The sequence below is a fragment of the Pseudomonas sp. FA117 genome (assembly GCF_057370475.1).
This window is the reverse complement of sequence record NZ_CM170675.1, coordinates 5,548,854-5,566,227: the sequence shown is the minus strand read 5'-3', so window position 1 is coordinate 5,566,227 and position 17,374 is coordinate 5,548,854. Positions and strand designations below refer to the sequence as shown.

The following is a 17,374-nucleotide window of genomic DNA, read 5'->3' as shown; positions in this document are numbered from 1 at the left end:
TCCTCAGAGGGCGATGCGGTTCATGTAGTTGGCGAAACCCTGTATGTAGCGCGGGGTCGGGATGAGGAAGGCGTCGTGACCGTAGGGCGAGTCGATGTCCAGGTAGCAGACGTTCTTGCGCGCGGCCATCAGCGCATCGACGATCTCCCGCGAGCGGGCGGGCGAGAAGCGCCAGTCGGTGGTGAACGACATGATGCAGTAGTCGGCCGTGACGTGCGCGAGCGTGGCGGCCAGGTCGCCGCCGTGGGCGGCTGCCGGGTCGAAGTAGTCCAGCGCCTTGGTCATCAGCAGGTAGGTGTTGGCGTCGAAGCGCCCCGAAAACTCCTCGCCCTGATAGCGCAGGTAGCTCTCGACCTGGAACTCCACGCTGTGGAAGTCGTAGTTGAGCTTGTCGCTCTTGAGCTCGCGGCCGAATTTCTCACCCATCGAGTCGTCGGACAGGTAGGTGATGTGGCCGACCATGCGCGCCAGCATCAGCCCGCGCTTGGGGATCACGCCCTGGTCCTGGAACGAGCCGCCGTGGAACTCGGGGTCGGTGAGGATGGCCTGGCGCGCGACCTCGTTGAAGGCGATGTTCTGCGCCGACAGCTTGGGGGCCGAGGCGATGTCGACGCAGTGCCGGACGCGATCGGGGTAGGTCATGGTCCATTGCAGCGCCTGCATGCCGCCGAGGCTGCCACCCACCACCGCCGCCCACTGCGTCACGCCCAGGCGGTCGGCCAGGCGTGCCTGGCTGTGCACCCAGTCTTCCACGGTCAGGACCGGGAAGTCGGCGCCATAGGGCTTGCCGGTGGCCGGGTTGATGCTGCTGGGGCCGGTGCTGCCATTGCAGCCGCCGAGGTTGTTCAGGCTGACCACGAAGAAGCGGTTGGTGTCGATCGGTTTGCCCGGGCCGATACAGCTGTCCCACCAGCCCGGCTTGCGGTCGTCGTGGCTGTGGTAGCCAGCGGCGTGGTGGTGCCCCGAGAGCGCATGGCAGATCAGCACCGCATTGCTGGCGCTGGCGTTCAGCGTGCCATAAGTTTCATACACCAGCTCGTAGCTGGCCAGGGAGCGGCCACAGGCCAGGGCCAACGGTTCTTCGAACCGGGCGATCTGGGGGGTTACCAGACCGACGGAATCTTCGGGAAAGACAGTGGACATCGACCCTGCTCACGCTTGACGGAGGCGTAAGTCTAAAGAGCGCTACCCCCAGCGGCAAGCAAAGGCTGCCGCTGGATGGCGCGGTGGGTCAGATCATCCGCCACAGCTCTCGTGGCATGCCGGCATAGGCAGCCAGTTGCGGCATCAGGAACGACTGGATCACCTGGATGGCGATGAAGGCGAAGATCGGCGAAATGTCCATGCCGCCGAGGTTGGGCACCAGGCGGCGGAACGGCGCCAGCACCGGCTCGCTGATCTGGTAGGCCAGTTCGGCGGCGGGGTTGTGGCTGTTCGGCGCAACCCAGGAGACGATCACCATGACGATCATCGCGACCCAGAAAATCTTCAGGAACAGCGAGGTGATGCCGAGAATGGCCCACATCAGCAGGTGCAGGATGTCGCCGAAGGTGCCATAGGTGACCATCAGCACGAAGGCCATCAGCAGCGCCTGGATCACGATCGACAGCAGCAGCGAAGAGGTGTCCAGGCCGGCGATGCTGGGAATGACCCGGCGGATCGGCTTGAGCAGCGGCTGGGTGGCGCGCACGGCGAACTGGCTCAGCGGGTTGTAGAAGTCGGCCTTGACCAGTTGCAGCACGAAGCGCAGCAGGACGATCACCAGGTACAGGCTGACCAGGGTTTGCACCACGAAGATCGCGGCGCCGGACAGTGCATTCATCGACAGCTCCTTATTTGCCCAATTGTTCGGCCAGCTCGGCGGAGCGCGTGGCCGCAGCCTGCAGCGCCTGCTCGACGACGGCTTCGAAACCGCTGGCCTGGAACGACTTGATCGCCGCCTCGGTGGTGCCGGCGGGCGAGGTGACGCGACGGCGCAGCTCGGCGGCATCGACGTCGCTGGCAACCGCCATGTGCGCGGCGCCCAGCGCGGTCTGCAGGGTCAGTTGCGAGGCAGTCTCACGGGGCAGGCCGAGCTTTTCGCCCGCAGCGGTCATGGCTTCGATCAGCAGGAAGAAGTAGGCCGGGCCGCTGCCGGACACCGCGGTCACGGCGTCCAGTTGCTGCTCTTGCTCCAGCCACAGGGCGGTGCCTACGGCGCTCAGCAGTTGCTCTGCCTGCTGGCGTTGTTCGGCCGACACCTGCGCGGTGGCGTACAGGCCGCTGGCACCTTGGCGCAGCAACGATGGCGTGTTGGGCATGCAACGTACCACGGCAATCTCGCCCAGCCAGCTCTGCAGGCTCTGGCAGGTGATGCCGGCGGCGATGGAAACCACCAGCTGGCCAGCTGCCAGGTTCGGCTTCAGGGCTTCGCACACGGCTTTCATGACCTGCGGCTTGACCGCCAGCACGATCACGTCGGCGCCAGCGATGGCCTGGGCGTTGTTCTCGAAGGTTTCGATGCCGTGTTCGGCTGCGATCCGCGCGCGGGTCTCGGCACCCGGGTCGCTGGCGCGGATCTGCGCGGCGTCCAGGCCCTGGGCACGCAGGCCGCCGATCAGGCTGGCAGCCATGTTGCCGGCGCCGATGAAGGCAATACGAGTCTTGCTCATGTCAGGTCCTTGAGGGAAAGAGTGAGTAAAGCATGGAATCAGGGCTGCCCGTAGTCGCGGGCGCCGAACAGGGCGGTGCCGATACGGACCCAGGTCGCACCCTGGGCGATGGCCGCTTCCAGGTCATGGCTCATGCCCATGGACAGTGTGTCCAGGCCAAGGCCGAGGTTCTCCTGCAACTGGCGCAGGCGGGCGAAGGCGGCCTCCTGGGCGGCGCGGTCGTCGGTGGGTTCGGGAATCGCCATCAGCCCGCGCAGGCGCAGGTTGGGCAGCGCCGCCACGGCCTGGGCCAGGCTCGGCAGGTCGGCCGGGGCACAGCCGGACTTGCTGTCTTCGCCGCTGACGTTGACCTGCAGGCAGATGTCAAGCGGCGGCAGCCCGCTGGGGCGCTGCTCGCTCAGGCGTTGGGCGATTTTCAGGCGATCCACGCTATGTACCCAGTCGAAGTGTTCGGCAATGGCCTTGGTCTTGTTCGACTGGATGGGGCCGATGAAGTGCCAGATCAAGGGCAGGTCGCGCAATTCATCCTGCTTGGCCAGGGCTTCCTGCAGGTAGTTCTCGCCGAAATCGCCAACACCGGCGCCGTGCAGTTCGCGAATGGCCGCGGCGGGTTTGGTCTTGCTCACGGCCAGCAGGTGCACGCCGGCGGTGTCGCGTCCGGCGGCCTCGGCCGCGCTGTCGATGCGCACGCAGATGGCGCGCAGGTTGTCTGCTAGGGTGGACATGGATCGATGCCGGCAGCTCAGTGGTGTGCGGCATTCTACCTGCTTGATGGCCTTTGGGGAGTCTCATGGATGTGACCGACCTGCTGGCCCGGGCCGTGGCGGCGGGGGCTTCGGACCTGCACCTGGCTGCGGGCGAGGTGCCGCTGTGGCGCCTGGATGGTGAATTGCAGCGCCTGGATGCGCCCGCGTTGCAAGGCGATGCGCTCGAACAGGGCATGGCGCCCTGGCTCGATGACGCTCGGCAACGGCAGTGGCTGGCTGGCGATGAAATCGACCTGTCCCTTGATCTGCCTGGGCTGGGGCGCTTTCGCCTGAACCTGTTCAGACAGTATCGGGGGCTGGCGGCGAGCCTTCGGCTGATCCCGGCACGGGTGCCGACGGTCGACGAACTCGAGCTGGCAGAAGTGTTTCGAGTCATTGCCCAGTGCCGTGATGGCCTGGTGCTGGTGGGCGGTCCGACCGGCAGTGGCAAGTCCAGCACCCTGGCAGCGCTGATCGCCCAGTTCGATCGTGAGCGCTCAAAGCACATCCTTACCCTTGAAGATCCGGTGGAATTCGTGCACCGCGCCGAGCGTTGCCTGATCAACCAGCGCGAGATCGGCCGTCACAGCCGCGATTTCGCCCAGGGGCTGCGCAGTGCGCTGCGCCAGGACCCGGATGTGATCATGATCGGCGAGTTGCGCGACCTGGAGAGCATCCGCCTGGCGTTGCGGGCAGCGCAGACCGGCCACCTGGTGCTGGCCACCGTGCATACCCGCACCACGGCGAGCTGCATCGATCGGTTGGTGGATGTGTTTGCCGCTGAAGAAAAGCCCCTGGTGCGGGCCATATTGGCCGAGTCGCTGCGCCTGGTGGTGGCGCAGGTGCTGGTGCGACGGATCGGCGGTGGCCGGGTGGCGGCACGGGAGGTGCTGGTGGCGACGCCTGCTGTGCGCAACCTGATTCGCGAGGGGCGGGTGGCGCAGTTGCAGTCGGTGATGCAGGCCGGTGCAGCGCAGGGAATGGTGACGATGGACGGAGCGATGCAGGCGTTGCTGGCGCGGGGCGTGATTGAGGGGACAGGGTGAGGCTCGTGGCCTCTTCGCGGGCAAACCCGCGAAGAGGTCGGCGAGATCCTGAAAAATCCGGATCAGCGTTTGGCCAGGCGCAGTGCCTGCTGTTCCTTGGGCAGCACGCGCTTGGCCACTACATAATGCTTCTGCCAGTAGGGCTTCTCGAGACTGTCGATGCTCACCCGCTTGCCGGTGCGCGGCGCGTGGATGAAGCGGTCGTTGCCCAGGTAGATGGCAACGTGGTTGACCCGCCGGCTCTTGATGTTGAAGAAGATCAGGTCGCCAGGCTTGAGGTCATCGCGCGCCACCTTGACCCCATGCCCCTGGGCCATGGCGTTGGAGGTGCGTGGCAGGTCGACATCGGCGACATCGTTGAAGGCGTACTTGACCAGCCCGCTGCAATCGAAGCCCTTGCCAGGCGTGCTGCCGCCCCAGCGGTAGGGCGTACCGAGCACGTTGACGGCGCGACTGAGCACTTCGCTGCTCTGCTTGGGCGACATCGCCGCGACTTTCAGTTCGTGGTTTCTCGCGGCATTGGCCGGGCGCGCGCGCAGGCTGACCTGCTTGGCGGGTGCGCGTTTCACGGAAACATCGGCGTTGGTGGTATAGCCGGTGAAGCCGTTGGGAAGTCGTTGCTCACGGTTGGTGGCGTGGGCGGCCAGGGGTAACAATAGGCAGAGGGTCAGCCATGTCTTGAAGAAAGGCGGCATAGTTGAAGCTCTTTATGGACGTTTATAGGTGTTGGCGCGCAACTTTATAACAGCTTTTTGATCAAAATCTGATCCGTTGGTCGTGTGGCTGGGTACCATACGTCGGGGGAAAACGAAAAAGTCACATTTTTCGTTAGAAAATTTTCGGCTATCCCACGAGGGTTTTGAATGAATACGTATCAACAGGGTGCGCCGCTGCATGACACCCACAGCAAGGTCATCGGGTACCTGTTGTGGATCTTCGGCTTCACCGGCTCGCACCGTTTCTACTATGGCAAGCCGATCACCGGCACCCTCTGGTTCTTCACCCTGGGCCTGCTGGGCATTGGCTGGCTGATCGACCTGTTCCTGATTCCGTCGATGGACCGCGAGGCCGACCTGCGATTCCAGCCCGGGCCTGTGAACTACAGCCTGGCGTGGTTGCTGCTGACTTTCCTGGGGATCTTCGGCGTCCACCGGCTGTACCAGGGCAAGTGGATCAGTGCACTGATCTACCTGTTCACCGGCGGTCTGTTCCTGATCGGTGTGCTGTATGACTTCTGGACCCTCAACAGCCAGGTGTCGGAGGTCAACAGCGGGCGTCGCTGACCGTTGCAGAAAAAAGGCCTTGTCGCAGTGCGGCAAGGCCTATTCGTTACTGACGGGTCTGTCGCTGCTGCAGCAGCAGGTTGCTGAAGCCTGCGCCTGCCAGCTGCTTCTGCGCCACGGTCAACTGTTCACGGTTGCTGAACGGGCCGACCAGTACGCGGTACCAGGTTTCATCCTTCACCGTCCCCGACTCCACCTTCACCACCTGGCCGAGCAGAATGATCTGCGCGCGCACCTTGTCGGCATCGGCTTCCTTGCGGAACGAGCCGGCCTGGAGGAAGAACTGGGTCGTGGCTGCGGGCTTGATCACCGGTGGCGCAGGCGGTGGGGTCTGCCCCGACAGGGCTGCCTGGGCACGTGCGGTGTCGATCTTCGCGGCCTCGGCCGGTGTCACCGGGGTGACGGGCTGGGCAGGCACCGGTGGCGTCTTCTCCGGCACGGCCTCGGGCGGCACGATCACTTCCGACTCCGGCAGCAGGGTATAGAAGTCGTATTTGGGCTTGATCGGCTGCGGCGTGGTCGGCGTAGTGCCCTTGCCCGCTTCGGCGACCTTGGCCGGCTTCTGCTGTTCAGGCTTGGCGCGCTTGATGTCGTCGCCGCCGGGCTCGAGTTTCATCAGGAAAACGATGAATGCGCCTACAGTCAGGCCGACCGCTAGCCACACCCAGCCTGGAATCGGCTGCTTGGCGGGGGGCTGGTGGCGGCTGGCACCGCGCTTTGGCGCGGGTTTTTTCTTGGCAGCCAACTTACATGCGCTCCAGGGTTTCCAGGCCGAGCAGCTCCAGGCCCTGCTTGAGGGTGCGGCCGGTCAGCGCTGCCAGGCGCAGGCGGCTCTGCTGCTGCTCGGGGGTGTCGGCGGAGAGGATCGGGCAGTTCTCGTAGAAGCTGGAGAACAGGCCGGCGAGGTCGTAGAGGTAGCTGCACAGCACGTGCGGCGTGCCTTTGTCGGCGACGTTGTTGAGGGTTTCGCCAAACTGCGCCAGGCGTGCGGCCAGGTCCTGCTCCTGCGGCGCCTGGAGAACGATGCTGCCATCGAGCTGATCGATGCCTTTGCCCAGCTTGCGGAATACGCCAGCAGCACGGGTGTAGGCGTAGAGCAGGTAGGGTGCGGTGTTGCCGTCCAGGGCCAGCATCAGTTCGAAGTTGAAGCTGTAGTCGCTGGTGCGGTGCTTGGACAGGTCGGCGTACTTCACTGCATCGATCCCGACCACGGCGCCGATGTGACGCAGTTCGTCCTCGGCGAGGTCCGGGTTCTTCTGCTTGACCACGGCATAGCCGCGCTCCTTGGCTTCGTCGAGCAGGTCGATCAGCTTCACGGTGCCGCCATCGCGGGTCTTGAACGGACGGCCATCGGCGCCGTTCATGGTGCCGAAGCCCATGTGCTCCATCTTCATCGGGTGCCCGACGAAGCCGGCACGACGCGCCACTTCGAATACCTGGTTGAAGTGCAGCGCCTGGCGCTGGTCGACGAAATACAGGGCGCGGTCGGCCTTGAGCACGTTGCTGCGGTAGCGCACGGCGGCCAGGTCGGTGGTGGCGTACAGGTAGCCGCCATCGGCCTTCTGCACGATCACCGGCAGGGGCTCGCCTTCGGTGTTCTTGAACTCTTCGAGGAACACGCACTGGGCACCCTGGCTTTCGACCAGCAGGCCCTGGGCCTTGAGGTCGGCGACCACGTTGGCCAGGTCGGCGTTGTAGGCACTCTCGCCCTTCACGTCGTCCATGGTCAGCTTGACGTTCAACTGCTCGTAGGTCTTCTGGCAGTGCGACAGCGAGATATCCTTGAAGCGCGTCCACAGCGCCATGCACTCCGGATCGCCGGCCTGCAGCTTGACCACCAGGCCGCGGGCGCGGGTGGCGAAGTCTTCGGATTCGTCGAAGCGTTTCTTCGCGGCGCGGTAGAAGTTTTCCAGGTCCGACAATTCGTCGCTGGTGATCGGGTTCTCTTCCAGGTACGCCAGCAGCATGCCGAACTGGGTGCCCCAGTCGCCCACGTGGTTCTGGCGGATCACCTCGTCGCCGAGGAATTCCAGTACCCGGGCAACGCTGTCGCCGATGATGGTCGAGCGCAGGTGACCAACGTGCATCTCCTTGGCCAGGTTCGGCGCCGACATGTCGATCACCACCTTTTCCTTCGCACCGGCCTTGCGCACGCCCAGGTGGGCGTCGGCCAGGGCTGCGTCCAGGCGCTGGGCCAGGGCATCGGTGTTCTGGAAGAAGTTGAGGAAGCCGGGCCCGGCGATCTCGACCTTGCTGATCTCGGTGCTGGCCGGCAGTGCGGCGATCAGCTTCTCGGCCAGGTCGCGCGGTTTCATGCCCGCAGGCTTGGCCAGCATCATGGCGATGTTGCTGGCGAAATCGCCGTGGGTCTTGTCGCGGGCGTTTTCCACCTGGATCGCCGGCGTCAGGCCTTCAGGCAACACACCTTCGGTGACGAGTTGGGTGAGGGCTTGCTGGATCAGCTGGCGAATGGTGTCTTTCATCGGGTTCTCTTTTCGACCGCAAGCGCGGTACAGCGCCTCTAAGCGCAGGTGGAAAAACGGGACATTATCCGTGGCCGTGGCTTGATTGCCAACCTTTACGACCTGAGCACCGCTCGGGCAGGGGCGAATCGGGTTCGGATCAACGGCCTCAATAAAGGTCGACCGGATCCACATCCAGCGACCAGCGCACCTGGCGACCAGAGGGCATCTGTTCCAACACTAGCAACCAGGCACTGACCAGTCGATGCAAAGGCGCCCGTGCATTGGCCTGGATCAGCAACTGGGCGCGGAATCGCCCGGCGCGGCGCTCCATCGGCGCCGGAACCGGGCCGAGCAGCTCGATGCCCTGCAGGCCCTGCTCGGCCAGCACGCGCTCGGCCGCCGCGCAGGCTTCGTCGAGAAAACCTTCGGCCTGGCCAGGCTTGTGCGCATCGGCACGCAGCAACGCCAGGTGCGAGAAGGGGGGCAGGCCGGCGGCGCGGCGCTCGCTCAAGGCCTGCTCGGCGAAGGCGAAATAGCCCTGTTCGGTCAATTGCACCAGCAAGGGGTGCTCGGCCAGGTGGGTCTGCACGATCACCTTGCCCGGTTCCTCGGCCCGCCCGGCCCGCCCGGCGACCTGGACGATCAGTTGCGCCATGCGTTCGCTGGCGCGGAAGTCGCCGGAGAACAGCCCGCCGTCGGCATCGAGGATGGCCACCAGCGTCACCCGCGGGAAGTGATGGCCCTTGGCGAGCATCTGCGTGCCCACCAGGATGCTCGGCTGGCCGCGCTGGATGGTGGTGAACAGGTTGTGCATGGCGTCCTTGCGCGAGGTGCTGTCGCGGTCCACGCGCAGGACAGGGTAGTCGGGGAACAGCGTCTTCAGGCGCTCCTCGGCGCGCTCGGTGCCGGCCCCGACCGGGCGCAGATCGACGTGGGCGCATTGCGGGCACTGCAGCGGCAGGCGCTCGTCGTAGCCGCAATGGTGGCAGCGCAGCACACCGGAGCGCTGGTGCACGGTCATGCGCGCGTCGCAGCGCGGGCACTCGGACAGCCAGCCACAGTCGTGGCACAGCAGGGTCGGCGCAAAGCCTCGGCGGTTGAGGAAGACCAGCACCTGCTGGCCGGCGGCCAGGGTCTGACCAATGGCCTGCTGCAACGGGCCGCTGATGCCGCTGTCCAGGGGCAGGCTGCGCACGTCCAGACGCAGGAAACGTGGCGCTCGGGCGCCGCCTGCGCGCTGGTTCATGCGCAACAGCCCGTAGCGTCCGCTGTGGGCGTTGTGCAGGCTCTCCAGCGACGGCGTGGCCGAGCCCAGCAGGATGGGGATGTTTTCCTGGTGCGCGCGCACCACGGCCAGGTCGCGGGCGTGATAGCGCAGGCCCTCCTGCTGCTTGTAGGAGCCGTCGTGCTCCTCGTCGATGATGATCAGCCCTGGATTCTTCATCGGCGTGAACAGCGCCGAGCGTGTGCCGATGATGATGTCCGCCTCGCCGTCGCGAGCTGCCAGCCAGGCGTCCAGGCGCTCGCGATCGTTGACCGCCGAATGCAGCAGGGTGATACGTGCATTGAATCGCTGCTCGAAGCGCGCCAGGGTCTGCGGGCCGAGGTTGATCTCGGGGATCAGGATCAGCGCCTGCTTGCCGGCTTCCAGGGTCTCGCGAATCAGCTGCAGGTAGACCTCGGTCTTGCCGCTGCCGGTGACCCCGGCCAGAAGAAAGGCATGGAAGTTGCCGAAGCCCGAACGCACGGCCTCGAAGGCGGCGCGCTGTTCGTCGTTGAGCGGCAGTTCCGGTTGTGCAAGCCAGCGTTCGTGGCGCGCGGCAGGCAGGTGGCGGCGCACCTCGACCTGCACCAGCTCCTTGGCCAGCAGCAGGTCGAGGCTGTCCTTGTTCAGGCCAAGCTTTGCCAGCACGCTGTGGGCTACGCCATGAGGGTGCTGCGCGAGGGTCTGCAGGGCCTCTTTCTGGCGCGGGGCGCGGGCGATGCGCGGGTCGTCCAGGCGTGCGCCGGCGGCGACATGCCAGAAGCGCTCCTGGCGCACCTCGGCTGCTTCGCCCTGACGCAGCAGTACCGGCAGCGCCCAGCTGAAGGTGTCACCCAGGCTGTGCTGATAATAGTGGGCGGTCCACAGGCACAGCTTGAACAGCGCCGGCGGCAGCGGCGATACCGGGTCGAGCAGCTTGCTCGCCGGCTTGAGCTTGTCGGCGGGCACTTCGCTCTGAGCACAGACCTCGACCAGCACGCCGATCATTTCACGCCGCCCGAAAGGCACGCGGATACGCATGCCCGGTGTCAGTTGCTGGCGTGCCATGGCGTCCGGGGCCCGGTAGTCGAACAGGCGACGCAGGGGCGAGGGCAGGGCAATGCGCAGGATGACGTCGGACACGCGGCTGGTCTTCGTAGCTGGGAGGGAAGGACACGAGCCTAGCAGACGACGGTCGGTGCAAGCGACAACTTGCGCTGGCCTCAGGCTCTGGTATTATTCGCCGCCTAATTACGTGCGGTATTCAACAATTGGTGTTGGGTGGCGGCACGCAGCTCGAGGAAGTGACCATGAAAGCCGATATTCATCCGAACTACGAAGTAGTTGCAGTCACCTGCAGCTGCGGCAACAAATTCGAAACCCGTTCGACCCTGGCCAAGCCGCTGGCGATCGACGTGTGCTCCCAGTGCCACCCGTTCTACACTGGCAAGCAGAAAGTCCTGGACACCGGTGGTCGCGTACAGAAGTTCGCCGATCGCTTCGGTATGTTCGGTACCAAGAAGTAATCATGCATACGGCGAAACCTTCGGGCTTCGCGCTGTTGCAAAAGAAGGCGCCCCTTGTGGGCGCCTTTTTTGTGGCCGCGATCTGGCATTTCCCGGCGCAGGCCTTCTGTCCGAAACCTGAGGCCGTGCAGCAGGTGGCGGTGCGCCAGGTCGTCGATGGCGACACCCTGCGCCTGGGTGATGGCCGCAGCGTGCGGCTGATCGGCATCAATGCCCCGGAGATCGGGCGCAAGGGCCGCAGCAGCGAGCCCTACGCCGAAGCGTCCAGGCGTCGGCTGCAGGCACTGGTACAGGCCAGTGACGGGCGGGTGGGGCTGGTCCTGGGTGTTGAGCCCAAGGACAAATACGGGCGCACCTTGGCGCATATCTATGACCGCAATGGCGACAATCTCGAAGCACAGCTGCTCGGTGAGGGCTTGGGCTACCGCGTGGCGGTGGCGCCGAACGTACAGCTGGCGGGCTGCCAGCAACAGGCCGAGCAGTCTGCGCGGCGGGCCGGGCTCGGGCTCTGGCAGCGCTCCCCGGTGATAGCCGCCGGGCAGGTGAGGCAATCAGGATTTGCGTTGATCGCCGGTAAAGTCAGCACGATCGAGCATAATAAAGCAGGCGTCTGGCTTGAGCTCGACGAAGCCGTGGTATTGCAGGTTCCCGCTCGTCTGCGGCGCGCCTTCCCCGACAGCTTCTTCGCTAATCTCAAGGGGCTGCAGGTGGAAGCGCGGGGCTGGGTGCTGGACCGGTCCCGCAAGGGCGGACTCAAACCCGGGCAGCGTCGCTGGCTTTTACCACTGACCGACCCGAGCATGCTTGAGGCGGTGCCGCTGCAAAAATAGTTGTAGACATTATGATTATGGATTGTACACACTCAAGGCTCCAAGCCCCGTGGGTTGTAGCGTAAAGTCGTAGGCCAAGGGCCTTGACACATGTGACCGGGCAGTCTTGTCGCCCCCCGGCTCTTTGCGTATCCTCGGCGGTCCGTCAGAACAGTAAACAAGCGGAATGCCCACCATGTCAGACCTGAAAACCGCCGCTCTCGAATATCACGCTCAACCTCGCCCGGGGAAACTGAGCGTCGAACTCTCCAAGCCGACCGCCACCGCCCGTGACCTCGCCCTGGCCTACAGCCCAGGCGTCGCCGAGCCGGTACGCGAAATCGGCCGTGATCCGGAGCTGGCCTACAAATACACCGGCAAGGGCAACCTGGTCGCTGTGATCTCCGACGGTACCGCCATTCTCGGCCTGGGTGACCTCGGCCCGCTGGCCTCCAAGCCGGTCATGGAAGGCAAGGGTGTTCTGTTCAAGCGTTTCGCCGGTATCGACGTGTTCGACATCGAAGTCGAGTCGGAAAGCCCGCAGGCCTTCATCGACACCGTTCGCCGCATCTCCATCACCTTCGGTGGCATCAACCTCGAAGACATCAAGGCACCTGAGTGCTTCGAGATCGAGCGCACCCTGATCGAGCAGTGCGACATCCCGGTCTTCCACGATGACCAGCACGGCACCGCCATCGTGACCGCCGCCGGCATGATCAACGCCCTGGAAATCGCAGGCAAAACCCTGGAAGACGCGAAGATCGTCTGCCTGGGTGCCGGCGCTGCGGCCATCTCGTGCATGAAGCTGCTGGTCAGCATGGGTGCCAAGGTCGAGAACATCTTCATGATCGACCGCAGCGGCGTGATCCACGCCGGCCGCGACGACCTGAACCAGTACAAGGCCCAGTTCGCCCACGCCACCGACAAGCGCACCCTGGCTGATGCCCTGGATGGTGCTGACGTGTTCGTCGGCCTGTCCGGTCCGAACCTGCTGAGCCCTGAAGGCCTGAAGTCGATGGCGGCCAACCCGATCGTGTTCGCCTGCTCGAACCCGGATCCGGAAATCGCCCCTGAGCTGGCCCACGCCACCCGCAGCGACGTGATCATGGCCACCGGTCGTTCGGACTACCCGAACCAGGTCAACAACGTCCTGGGCTTCCCGTTCATCTTCCGTGGTGCCCTGGACGTTCGCGCCAAGCGCATCAACGAAGAGATGAAGATCGCTGCTGCCATCGCCCTGAAAGACCTGGCCAAGCTGCCGGTACCGAAGGAAGTGTGCGAAGCCTACGGCGTCGACGGTCTGGAGTTCGGTCGTGAGTACATCATTCCGAAGCCGCTGGACGCGCGTCTGATCACCGTGGTTTCCGATGCCGTGGCCAAGGCCGCCATCGAATCCGGTGTGGCGACCCTGCCGTATCCGAAGCACTACCCGCTCAAGAGCGTGGATGACGTGTTCAACGGCTGATGCCGTTGTAGTGTCATGAAAAAGCCCCGGCTCGTGAGAGCCGGGGCTTTTTGTTTGCCTGCAGGTGGCGGCGAAGCGGGTTCGGATTGTTCTTCAGAACAGGTCCATCGGCGCCGCTTCATCGGCTGGCAGCGGGCTGCCTGGGGCTGCGCCGTTGCCCAGTTCGTCTACCGAGGGTGGCGAATCCTCGGCCTTGAACAGCTCGAAGTAGGCATTCGGCGTGCTCGGCGTTGCCGCGCGACCGCTGACCGGATCGACCCGCAGGCTGAGAATGCCCTCGGGTTCTGCCGGCGCATGCTCGGGCTTGCCCTTGAGCGCCGGCCCCATGAAGTCCATCCAGATCGGCAGAGCCACGGTGCCGCCGTATTCGCGCCGGCCGAGGGTTTCCGGCTGGTCGAAACCGACCCACACGGTGGTCACGTAGTCGGCGTTGTAGCCGGAGAACCAGGCATCCTTGGATTCGTTGGTGGTGCCGGTCTTGCCTGCGATGTCGCCACGGCCCAGGGCCAGGGCGCGACGGCCGGTGCCGCGCTTGATCACATCCTGCAGCATGCTGGTAAGGATGTAGGTGGTACGGCCGTCGATGATGCGCTCGGCGATCGCCGGGGTCTGCGGCGGCGGGGCGACCTGGCCCAGTGCCGACGGTGCGGTGCCCGGCTGCGGCAGCGTAATGATCGGCTCTTCCGGGGCGGCGATGCCGGCCTGGTCCTCGCTACCCTGCGGTACGTGCGCCGGGTTGGCGGTGAACAGCGTTTCGCCGTTACGGCTCTCGACGCGCTCGATCAGGTACGGGTTGATCTTGTAGCCGCCGTTGGCAAAGGTGCTCCAGCCGGTGGCGATCTCCATCGGCGTGAGCGTCGCGGTTCCCAGTGCCAGCGAGAGGTTGCGCGGCAGGTCCTGCTTGTTGAAGCCGAACTTGGCGATGTAGTCGATGGTGCGGTCGACACCCATTGCCTGCAGCAGGCGGATCGACACCAGGTTGCGCGACTTGTACAGCGCCTCGCGCATGCGGATCGGACCGAGGAAGGTGTTGGTGTCGTTTTTCGGGCGCCAGACCTTGTCGAGGTATTCGTCGACGAACACGATCGGCGCGTCGTTGACCAGGCTGGCGGCAGTGTAGCCATTGTCCAGGGCGGCGCTGTAGACGAAGGGTTTGAAGCTCGAGCCTGGCTGGCGCTTGGCCTGCATGGCACGGTTGTAGTTGCTCTGCTCGAACGAGAAGCCGCCGACCAGCGCGCGAATCGCGCCGTTGTTCGGGTCGAGGGTCACCAGCGCGCTCTGGGCGCCCGGCACCTGGCTGAACTTGAGCTTGCCGTCGTCCAGGCGCTGCACGCGAACCAGGTCGCCGACCTGCACGACGTCTGCCGGCGACTGTGGCGCACGGCCCTGGGCGTTGCTGTTGATGAACGGGCGGGCCCATTTCATGGTGTCCCAGGCCACGTCTTCGTCCTGGCCGCCACGGGTCATGACCTTCAGGCCGCTCTTGTCGACCTGGGTGACGATGGCCGGCTCCAGGCCGCCAAGGGTGCGCTGCTTGCCCAGTTCCTGCTGCCAGGCAGCGCGGGCCTTGCCCGGGAAGCGCGATTCGGGGCCGCGGTAGCCATGACGTTCGTCGTACTGGGAAAGGCCGTTGAGAACAGCCTTGTTGGCAATTTCCTGGGTGTCGCTGGGGACGGTCGTGGTCACCCGGAAACCTTCGGTGTAGGCATCGCTGCCGTAGCGGCCGACCATTTCGGCGCGGGCCATTTCGGCGACGAACGGCGCGTTAACTTCGGGTGTCGGCACGTGATAGCTGGCGTTCAGCGGTTCGGCGAGGGCCGCCTGGTAGCTGGCCTCGTCGATCTTGCCGAGCTTGTACATGCGGCCAAGGATCCAGTCGCGACGCTCCTTGGCGCGCACCGGGTTGGCCAGCGGGTTGAAGCGCGACGGCGCTTTGGGCAGGCCGGCGATCATCGCCATCTGCGCCAGGCTGATGTCGCGGATCGACTTGCCGTAGTACACCTGCGCTGCGGCATCGATGCCGTAGGCGCGGTTGCCCAGGTAGATCTTGTTGACGTAGAGCTCGAGGATTTCGTCCTTGGTCAGCTCGCGTTCGATCTGCAGTGCCAGGAGGATTTCGTTGGTCTTGCGCGAGAAGCTGCGCTCGCTGGTGAGGAAGAAGTTCTTCGCCACCTGCATGGTGATGGTACTGCCGCCGGTCTGGATATGACCGGACTTCACCAGCTGGGTCGCGGCGCGCATCAGGCTGCTCGGATCGACACCGTAGTGATTGAGGAAATTGTCGTCTTCGGCTGACAGAAGCGCCTGGATGAACTGTGGGGGAATTTCCGCGAAACGGATCGGCGAGCGCCGCATCTCGCCAAACTCGGCAATCAGCTTGCCGTCGCTGCTGTACACCCTCAGCGGGATCTGCAACTGGATGCTTCTGAGCGAGTCGACCGAAGGCAGGCTGGGACTAAGATACAGAAACGCACCGCTCAGACCGAGTACGAGCGCGCAGATGACGGCGACGAAAGACCACCAGAAGAACTTCAGCAGGCGTATCAAGGCTTTTGGGTGTCCAGGTTGAGAAATGGAGTGCACGCAGGCCCGGCGGACGGGAAAAAACGCTGGGCATTATAAGCATTTTCGCCCTGCCGGGTCATCGGCCGGGCGGAGTGAAAGGAGCAGCGGCTCCGGATGGCAAGGGTTTGCCACGGTCAAAAAAGGGAACAGCGATGCTTGGACGCTTTGGCAGGGATGCCGGTTCAGTGTTGGGGGTGCAAATCACCTCTGGTTCGGTGAGGGTGCTGCGGTTGCAGGGGCGGCCAGGGCGCCAGCGCGTAGCTGGGTGGGCACTGGAGCCCATTGACGCACCAGCGCAGGGCGAGGGCGATGGCGAGCCGCTCCTGCGGGCGCTGCGCCAGGCCTGGAGACGCTGTGGCGGTCGGGCGCGGCAGGTCGCGCTGGCATTGCCGGGCTCGCAGGTGATCTGCAAGCTCGGCCACTTGCCTGCTGCGCTGCCCGAGGCCGAGCGCGAAGCCCGATTGCTGGCCGATGCGCAGCAGTTGTTTCCCTTTCCTGTCGAGGATCTGGCCCTGGACTTCCAGGTGCTGGGTGCTTCTGCGCAGGTGCCCGACGCGCTCGATGTGTTGATAGGTGCTGCCCGGCACAGTCTCCTGGAGCCGTGGCTACAGGTGTTCGAGGAGGCCGGTCTCGATGTTGTCGCGTTCGAGGTGGACAGCCTGGCACTGCGCCGCCTGCAGCCGGTTGAGTCCCGTCGACCGCTGTTGCTGATGGAGCCTGACCGGGTGACCCTATACGCCTGGACCGACAGTCCGCTGCCCTGGCGCAGCGGGCAGGCTGTGGCGCCAGGCGCGGACCAGGAGGGTTACCTGCAGTGCATCGATTGCCTGGTTGGGGGGCAGCCGCCTGTCGATCTGGCACGCGGGCTGGTCGTCGGCGGCGCGGGTATCACGGCCGGCTGGCTGCACAGGCTGGAGCGGCACCTTGGCATTGCCTGTGAGCGGGTGTGCATCCCGGGCAACTGGCAGGGCGCATCAGCCGACGAAACGGGTGCGATGGCACTGCCCCTGGGGCTGGCGCTGGGGGGTGGGCAATGGACATCCGCCTGAATCTGCTGCCCTGGCGCGAGCGTCGGCGCCTGGCAGTGTTGCGCAACTTTCGCCTGCTGTTGCTGGGCAGCCTGTTCGCCGCCTTCGTGGCGGTGATGCTGGTGGATCGTCTTGCGCATCAGCGTCTCAAGCTGCAGGCCAGCGCCGCTGCACAGCGAGCGGTGCAGCTCCAGGCGCTGGAGGTGCCGTTGGCACGCATAGCGCAACTTCGCGACAAGCACGATGAAGTTCGCCGGCAGATCGATGCCCTTGCTGGGCTGCGTGCCTCGCAGGAGCTGGTGCCGCAGTTGCTGGCCCGGGTCGAGTCGGCGATGCCGCAGGGCATGCAGCTGACCAGGCTCGACCTGCAGGGCGACCAGTTGCAGATCAATGGCCTGGCAGTGTCTGCAGCCGTGCTGGCGCAGTTCATGCGCGACCTGCAGGGCTGGCCCCTGCTGCTCGACCTCGAGCTCAAGCAGATCATCGGACGTGCGGGGGGCGATGCGTTTCTGCTGGTGGCGCGCGTCGTTGCCTCTTGAGCAGATGG

16 protein-coding genes are annotated in these 17,374 nt (G+C 65.0%); 7 read left to right on the top strand and 9 right to left on the bottom strand.

The features are described from left to right. Positions 1-3: 3 nt before the first annotated feature. The 4 genes from metX to AC1TXO_RS25445 all read right to left on the bottom strand — a co-directional run bounded on the left by metX (position 4) and on the right by AC1TXO_RS25445 (position 3,376). Entirely contained in the window at positions 4-1,143 is a 1,140-nt protein-coding gene (metX, locus tag AC1TXO_RS25460; RefSeq protein WP_486404278.1) for a homoserine O-succinyltransferase MetX, read from the bottom strand. An 88-nt stretch (positions 1,144-1,231) separates the two neighbouring features. Further along, positions 1,232-1,822, bottom strand: a complete 591-nt coding sequence (locus AC1TXO_RS25455; protein WP_486404277.1) for a YggT family protein — start codon at positions 1,820-1,822, stop codon at positions 1,232-1,234. A gap of 10 nt (positions 1,823-1,832) precedes the next feature. After that, positions 1,833-2,651, bottom strand: coding sequence for a pyrroline-5-carboxylate reductase (gene proC / locus AC1TXO_RS25450; RefSeq protein ID WP_486404276.1), 819 nt, complete (start codon positions 2,649-2,651; stop codon positions 1,833-1,835). Between the two features lie 38 nt (positions 2,652-2,689). Then, positions 2,690-3,376, bottom strand: a complete 687-nt coding sequence (locus tag AC1TXO_RS25445; RefSeq protein WP_486404275.1) for a YggS family pyridoxal phosphate-dependent enzyme — start codon at positions 3,374-3,376, stop codon at positions 2,690-2,692. Positions 3,377-3,441: 65 nt separating this feature from the next. On the opposite strand from AC1TXO_RS25445, the gene AC1TXO_RS25440 reads away from it, so the two are divergent. Further along, complete coding sequence (locus tag AC1TXO_RS25440) at positions 3,442-4,443, top strand: type IV pilus twitching motility protein PilT (protein ID WP_486404274.1); 1,002 nt, start codon at positions 3,442-3,444, stop codon at positions 4,441-4,443. Positions 4,444-4,505: 62 nt separating this feature from the next. Here AC1TXO_RS25440 and AC1TXO_RS25435 read toward each other — a convergent pair whose 3' ends face one another. After that, positions 4,506-5,138, bottom strand: coding sequence for a C40 family peptidase (locus tag AC1TXO_RS25435; protein ID WP_486404273.1), 633 nt, complete (start codon positions 5,136-5,138; stop codon positions 4,506-4,508). 168 nt (positions 5,139-5,306) lie between these two features. Between AC1TXO_RS25435 and AC1TXO_RS25430 the strand changes: the two genes are divergently transcribed. Then, complete coding sequence (locus tag AC1TXO_RS25430) at positions 5,307-5,726, top strand: NINE protein (protein WP_486404272.1); 420 nt, start codon at positions 5,307-5,309, stop codon at positions 5,724-5,726. Between the two features lie 46 nt (positions 5,727-5,772). Here the strand turns inward: AC1TXO_RS25430 and AC1TXO_RS25425 are convergent, their stop codons facing one another. From AC1TXO_RS25425 to AC1TXO_RS25415, 3 genes are all read right to left on the bottom strand, one after another. Continuing rightward, the gene (locus tag AC1TXO_RS25425; RefSeq protein ID WP_486404271.1) at positions 5,773-6,471 is read right to left on the bottom strand and encodes an SPOR domain-containing protein; all 699 of its coding nucleotides are present in this window, start codon (positions 6,469-6,471) and stop codon (positions 5,773-5,775) included. A gap of 1 nt (position 6,472) precedes the next feature. Then, complete coding sequence (argS, locus tag AC1TXO_RS25420) at positions 6,473-8,209, bottom strand: arginine--tRNA ligase (RefSeq protein ID WP_486404270.1); 1,737 nt, start codon at positions 8,207-8,209, stop codon at positions 6,473-6,475. Positions 8,210-8,357: 148 nt separating this feature from the next. Next, complete coding sequence (locus AC1TXO_RS25415; RefSeq protein ID WP_486404269.1) at positions 8,358-10,577, bottom strand: primosomal protein N'; 2,220 nt, start codon at positions 10,575-10,577, stop codon at positions 8,358-8,360. Positions 10,578-10,744: 167 nt separating this feature from the next. Here AC1TXO_RS25415 and rpmE point away from each other — a divergent pair, with 167 nt between their 5' ends. From rpmE to AC1TXO_RS25400, 3 genes are all read left to right on the top strand, one after another. Beyond that, complete coding sequence (rpmE, locus tag AC1TXO_RS25410) at positions 10,745-10,960, top strand: 50S ribosomal protein L31 (protein WP_023378219.1); 216 nt, start codon at positions 10,745-10,747, stop codon at positions 10,958-10,960. Positions 10,961-10,962: 2 nt separating this feature from the next. Beyond that, positions 10,963-11,790, top strand: a complete 828-nt coding sequence (locus AC1TXO_RS25405) for a thermonuclease family protein (protein WP_486404268.1) — start codon at positions 10,963-10,965, stop codon at positions 11,788-11,790. A 175-nt stretch (positions 11,791-11,965) separates the two neighbouring features. After that, the gene (locus AC1TXO_RS25400; protein WP_486404267.1) at positions 11,966-13,234 is read left to right on the top strand and encodes a malic enzyme-like NAD(P)-binding protein; all 1,269 of its coding nucleotides are present in this window, start codon (positions 11,966-11,968) and stop codon (positions 13,232-13,234) included. Positions 13,235-13,327: 93 nt separating this feature from the next. Here the strand turns inward: AC1TXO_RS25400 and AC1TXO_RS25395 are convergent, their stop codons facing one another. Continuing rightward, positions 13,328-15,778, bottom strand: a complete 2,451-nt coding sequence (locus AC1TXO_RS25395; RefSeq protein ID WP_486406913.1) for a penicillin-binding protein 1A — start codon at positions 15,776-15,778, stop codon at positions 13,328-13,330. Between the two features lie 215 nt (positions 15,779-15,993). Between AC1TXO_RS25395 and pilM the strand changes: the two genes are divergently transcribed. Together pilM and AC1TXO_RS25385 are read left to right on the top strand one after the other, a co-directional pair. Then, positions 15,994-16,848, top strand: coding sequence for a type IV pilus biogenesis protein PilM (pilM, locus tag AC1TXO_RS25390; protein ID WP_486404266.1), 855 nt, complete (start codon positions 15,994-15,996; stop codon positions 16,846-16,848). Beyond that, positions 16,833-17,366, top strand: coding sequence for a PilN domain-containing protein (locus AC1TXO_RS25385; RefSeq protein WP_486404265.1), 534 nt, complete (start codon positions 16,833-16,835; stop codon positions 17,364-17,366). Before pilM ends, AC1TXO_RS25385 begins: the two co-directional genes overlap by 16 nt. The last annotated feature ends 8 nt before the right edge of the window (positions 17,367-17,374 follow it).